This is a genomic window from Allocoprococcus comes (assembly GCF_013300725.1).
Taxonomy (GTDB): Bacteria; Bacillota; Clostridia; order Lachnospirales; family Lachnospiraceae; genus Allocoprococcus; species Allocoprococcus comes_A.
The window spans coordinates 1-5844 of sequence record NZ_JAAIMM010000049.1; the positions used below are offsets into that span (position 1 = coordinate 1).

Sequence of the window (5844 nt, forward strand, 5' to 3'; positions counted from 1 at the left end):
GCTGACTGTTACTAATCGGTCGAGGGCATAACCAAGAAGGTAGGACAGGGTAAGAAAATGGATGGAGTAAAGATTTAAGTTTGTATGTAGTTTTCAAAGTACATAAAAAATGAAAAAACACTTGCAAAATATATGCAAAGTGTTTATAATAATAAAAGTAGTCCTCGATAGCTCAGCGGTAGAGCATTCGGCTGTTAACCGAAGGGTCGTTGGTTCGAACCCAACTCGGGGAGTTCTAAAATCTGTCAGCCAATTACTTGCAGATTTTAATTTTGAAAAAAATCAATATTTGGCTCCGTGGTCAAGCGGTTAAGACATCGCCCTTTCACGGCGGTAACACGGGTTCGATTCCCGTCGGAGTCATCTGGCGCCATAGCCAAGTGGTAAGGCAAAGGTCTGCAACACCTCTATCACCAGTTCAAATCTGGTTGGCGCCTCTAGGAAAAATCTGGAAACAAATGTTTCTAGATTTTTTGGTATATAAATATAATATACCATATATAAAAATGCGGTATGTGAAAAAACTTAAAAAGAGTTGAAAAAGTATCCGGAATTTCCAATACCTGCTCATTATGCTTATGTGTAAAACTATAGATTATTATAACAATTAAAATATTGTTTCGTCATCTTGAATATGCTATACTTGAATTATGTTTATAGGGGCAAAGCTGTTGAAAAACTGTGACGCAAAGCCAAAGGGACTAAGGCAGTACGCTATGTCAGCCGGTTGCAATAAGAAGATGCGGATAGGTTAATAGAGTAAGTGAAAAAAGTTATTCGGCTTAAATTTTAGTCACCTGTATAACGCAGGTGACTTTTTTGCATAGGAAATTACATTTTCTATGTAGAAAAGCTTCCGGCAGAATGCATAGGAGATGAGGGGAATGAAAAAAGGAAAGAAATGGAAAAAAATTGAAGCATTCTGTATTTTGCTCATTGTGACATTGTTGCTTATTTTTGTCAGAATACTGTATCAGCCGGGTACGGAGTCGGAAAGGGGCGAGTTGTACACCTTTAGTAATGGATGGTATCAGTTGAAGGATGGGAAAAAGACGGAACTCAAATTGCCATGCTTTGTTACGGCGGATGAAGAGGGGAAGATCGTTCTTTACAATGATGCGTTATCAGAGGCTGATAAGGGAAAAATCTTGTCGATCCGAGGAATTCAGGATCAGCTGGAAGTCTGCATGGGAGACCGGCTTCTCTATCAATATAAGGATAACAGATTTGAAAAAAACAGGCAGATGAAAGGAAAAATCTGGGCAGATATTTCTTTGCCGGAGGAAATCGGGCAGGAAGTGTTATCCATCAGCTATATAGGAAAAAAGAATAGCGAATTATATGTGCAGACACCGATAGTGGGAGATTTTTGCTCTGTTATCAGGCAGCATCTGCTAGGAGCGATTTTTTCAATACTGGTGATTTTGGGAATGACTGGTCTCGGTATCGTCTCGGTGATTGTCTTTTTATATACCAGACACAGGCAAATTGTAGAAAAGAGATTTTTAAATGTAGCACTGTTTTTGATTCTATGCAGTCTGTGGTGCATTTTGGATTCAGGGATTTATCAGATGTATGGAAGTCAGAACGCGGCAGGAACACTGATATCCTTTTATGCGTTTATGACGATGCCTGTTCCCATGCTGTTATTTGTACAAAATACAGTGAGTGAAAGTGTAAGATGGATACCGCAGGTCTGGATTTTTCTTCTTTATGCAAATGCTGTTTTACAGGGATTCTTATATTTTCTGTTTAGGATTCCTTTTATAGACATGTTATTTATCACACATCTCTTATTATTTACGGGGGTTGTGTCTATGATTCTTCTTTTGTGGAAAGAGTATCGGAAAACGCAGGAGAAGGAAGTAAATCTCTGTCTAAAGGCATTTGGTGTATTAGGGATAAGCGGTGTAATCGCACTGGTACTGTACTGGGTATTATCCATTTACTGGTATGAAGCTATTTTCCAGTTTGGCATTCTTCTTTATATTGCTGTTTTGTTTTGGGGATTGCTTTGTAAAGTATCCAACAACATTCAGTTTTGCCTGGAACAGGAGGTTTATAGGAGAATGTCCTTGGAAGACCGGATGACAGATATGAAAAACCGGAAATCATTTGAGATGTATCTTGAAGAGATCCAGGAGGGTGCGATTTTACTTGAAAATGTATTATTGTTGTTTGTGAAAATTGCAGAACTGAAGAAGATTAATGATATGTCTGGAAGACAGATGGGTGATGAAACGGTTATCCGAACGGCAAGAAGCATCCAGAGTGCAGAAAGGAGTGTTCTGGAACAGCAGGCAGTAAGTTTTCGTGTTGAAGGTGATGAGTTTGCGATTATCGTAAGAAATCCGCAAAAGACACCGGAAGAATGGGAGCATTTTATAAAAGAAGAGATGGAAGAAGAATGTGGAAACAGACAGCCTGTGCGGCTGAAGTTCGGGTATAGTTATCTGAGAAAAAAGAATGGTAGTCTTCTTTCGCTCAGTGACTGGAAACAGCAGGCAGACGATATGCTTTACTCAAATAAATAAAAACCGGCGGAGGATAAATATGACTTATAATATGGATTTTCTTATTGCGGCAATGGTTATATTGTTGCTGGTTTTATGGCATTTTCTGGGACAGAAAAGAGCAGAGGATCTGAATAATCAGGTATTCCTTTTCTTTGCCATCATCGGTATTTTAGATGTGGTTGCGGAACTTGCCAGTAATTATTATATTTCTTTTCCAAATAGTAATTGTGAAATTGCTGCAATGCTTGCAACAACGATCTTTTATCTGCTTCAGGCATTGCTGCCGTTTACTGTGATCTGTTATATTCAGACATTACATGATAATAAGATCATTTCGGCAAAAAAGATGGTTTTATCAGGTGTGCCGACATTCATTCTGATGGGGATGATTCTGACAAACCCGTTCACAGAAAAGCTGTTTTATTTTGATATACCGGCAGGCTATATGAAAGGTCCATGGTATATGCTGATGTATTACAGTGCACTCTGTCATATGGCTGCAGCCTTGATTCTTATTGTCATATGGCGGAAAAAGCTGGGGTATCGAAAAGTGAAGATCCTGCTGGAAATCCTGTTGATATCCGGTACGGGAGTGGTGATCCAGCTTTTATATCATCCGCTTCTTACAACAGGGTTTGGTATGAGTCTGGGAATTCTGGCACTATTTATTACGATTAACAATCCTCATGCAAATATCGATACACTTACCGGATTATACAATCATCTGTATCTGGTCAGAAAAAGCAATGAGCTGATCAGTGCGGGAAAATCATTTCACATTATTACGGTGTATCTTTATCAATTAAAGCACATTAATAAAATCGCAGGGGTACAGGGCGGTAATTCAATCTTAAAGCTGACAGCAAGAAAACTTGGTGAGATATGCGGGAAAACAGCATTTCGTACAACGGGAAAGCGTTTTATGATACTTACCGGTTCACTTGAAGAATATGAATATTATCTTACGCAGCTGAAGAGATTGTTTGATGGAAACAGTAAGCTGAATGTCAACAATAAAACTATTACGGTGCCTGTGATCATAAGCGGGATCATGAATGCGCAGAAACTTGGAGACAGCGGGCTTATTCTAGAGTATGCTGAATATCTGGAAGCCTTATCTGCGAAAAGTGGTCTGACAGAGGTGATACAGGATGATCATCAGACGATGAATGGTTTCCTTTATAATAAACGGGTAGAACAGTATTTGCATAAGGCGATTACAGAGGATCTGTTCGAGATATACTATCAGCCGGTTTACTCTACAAGGAAAAAATGCTTTATCACACTGGAAGCACTAAGTCGCCTTCAGCATCCGGAGCTTGGATGGATCGCACCAGATGTATTTATTCAGATTGCAGAAAAAAATCATATGATCGAACAGATCACAGATCTACAGTTTAGTCGTGTCTGCAGATTTTTAGGAGAAAACCGATACCTGATGAAACATCTTCTGAATGTAAAAGTGAACCTGTCTTCTCTGGATCTGATGAGAAATGACTGTAGCAGACATTTTATCCGGATTATGGATGCTTATAAGATTCCACATAACTGGATACAGTTTGAAATCACGGAAACGGTTGCGACTGAATGCAATGCGGGTCTAAGAAGAGTTGCGGAGGAATTTACGGCCGCTGGCATTAGTTTTTGCCTGGATGATTTTGGTTCCGGATATGCGAATCTGAATACGGTAATGAGGCTTCCGTTTTCTGTGATCAAGGTTGACAGATCTCTGCTTTTTGATATCTGCAGGGATGAGAAACGGGCAATTTTCTATGAAAGTGTTGTAGAAACATTTCATAAAATGAATTATCATATTGTTTCCGAAGGGGTGGAAACACAGGAAGAAATGGAACAGATCAGCAGCTGGGGAGTCGATATGATCCAAGGCTATTATTTTTCTAGGCCACTTCCTGAAAAAGAGCTTTTGGCATTGCTGAAGAAGCAGGATAATATAGAAAGGGAAAATTAAGAGGCAATTCATCAGGCAGACAAATTAATGTATGAAAATAAAAGAATGTCATAAAGAGGAGAAAAGAAAATGTTACTTATTAAAAATGCAAAAGTTTATGCACCGGAGTATGTTGGAAAAAAGGATCTTTTAGTATGTGGGGGAAAAATTGAATGTATTGAAGATAAGATCGAGGATTTTCCAATCGCATGTGAAGTTATTGATGCAGAGGAAAGAATTCTTACACCGGGGTTTATTGATCAGCATGTTCATGTTACCGGAGGTGGTGGGGAAGGAAGCTTTCATACCCGTACACCGGAACTTCAGCTGTCAGAACTGGTAAAAGGCGGAATTACAACGGTTGTAGGACTTCTTGGAACGGACGGACTTACAAGGAGTGTCGAAAATCTTTACGCAAAAGTACAGGCTTTATGCGAAGAAGGGGTAAGTGCGTATATGCTTACCGGTGCATATGGATATCCAAGTCCGACTATTACCGGAGAGGTAGATCGGGATATTATGTTTGTTGAAAAAGTACTTGGCGTGAAACTTGCCATTTCAGATCATCGGGCACCGAATGTGACGGAAAGTGAATTGATCCAGCTTGCGAGCAAGACCAGAACGGCAGGTATGTTAAGCGGAAAACCTGGAATCGTGGTGCTGCATATGGGAGATGCAGATGCTGGATTGTCGCCGGTGTTTGAAGCTTTGGAAAAGAGTATGATTCCGATCAAGATTTTCCGTCCGACTCATGTGAACCGCAAAAAAGGTCTTCTGGAAGAGGGGTATCAGTTGCTTGAAAAGGGTGGATACATCGATCTCACCTGTGGCATCAGTGAGGACTTTTGTCCGGGCGGATGCATTTTAGAAGCAAAAGAAAAGGGAATCCCGACAGAGCATATTACCATCAGCTCCGACGGACACGGAAGCTGGTCAAAATACAGAGAAGACGGAAGTTTGTTGGAAATCGGTGTTTCCTCAGTAGATGCGCTGCGGGAAGAACTTCTGTATATGGTACATGAGCTTGATATGAAGCTGGAAGATGCACTTCCATATATGACATCACATGTAGCGGAGGCACTGGGATTGCAGGGTAAGAAAGGGACAATACAAAAAGGAGCCGATGCAGATCTGCTTTTGTGGGACAATGACCTGAAGCTTGACAGTTATATTGCAGGTGGAAAAATCTTTATGCAAAAAGAAAAAATCATTTGCAAGGGAACCTATGAAAAATAGGAATTGAATAAAGTACAACGTTAGCCTGTTAAAATATTCCCTTGCGGAAATGCCGGAAAAGCCTTAAAATAAAGGAATCATGTGTATACAGCCTGCAAATAAAAAGTCAAGGCTAAATTGAAAGAACATTGAAAATTTTATACA

At 39.9% G+C, this 5844-nt stretch carries 3 protein-coding genes, 3 tRNA genes and 1 riboswitch; all 6 genes read left to right on the forward strand.

Annotated elements, in window-relative coordinates:
- The first annotated feature begins 161 nt into the window (after positions 1-161).
- The 6 genes from G4407_RS15675 to iadA all read left to right on the forward strand — a co-directional run bounded on the left by G4407_RS15675 (position 162) and on the right by iadA (position 5700).
- Positions 162-233, forward strand: a tRNA-Asn gene (locus G4407_RS15675).
- A gap of 58 nt (positions 234-291) precedes the next feature.
- Positions 292-363 (forward strand) — tRNA-Glu (locus tag G4407_RS15680).
- Between the two features lie 3 nt (positions 364-366).
- A tRNA-Cys gene (locus G4407_RS15685) sits at positions 367-437 on the forward strand.
- Positions 438-651: 214 nt separating this feature from the next.
- A riboswitch (cyclic di-GMP riboswitch) is annotated at positions 652-735 on the forward strand.
- Positions 736-884: 149 nt separating this feature from the next.
- Positions 885-2534 carry a sensor domain-containing diguanylate cyclase gene (locus tag G4407_RS15690; protein ID WP_173689624.1) on the forward strand — a complete coding sequence of 550 codons (1650 nt, stop codon included), beginning with the start codon at positions 885-887 and terminating at the stop codon, positions 2532-2534.
- Between the two features lie 19 nt (positions 2535-2553).
- The gene (locus G4407_RS15695; RefSeq protein WP_173689625.1) at positions 2554-4485 is read left to right on the forward strand and encodes an EAL domain-containing protein; all 1932 of its coding nucleotides are present in this window, start codon (positions 2554-2556) and stop codon (positions 4483-4485) included.
- Between the two features lie 69 nt (positions 4486-4554).
- A complete protein-coding gene (gene iadA / locus G4407_RS15700; RefSeq protein WP_173689626.1) occupies positions 4555-5700 on the forward strand; it encodes a beta-aspartyl-peptidase in 1146 nt (381 codons plus the stop codon).
- The last annotated feature ends 144 nt before the right edge of the window (positions 5701-5844 follow it).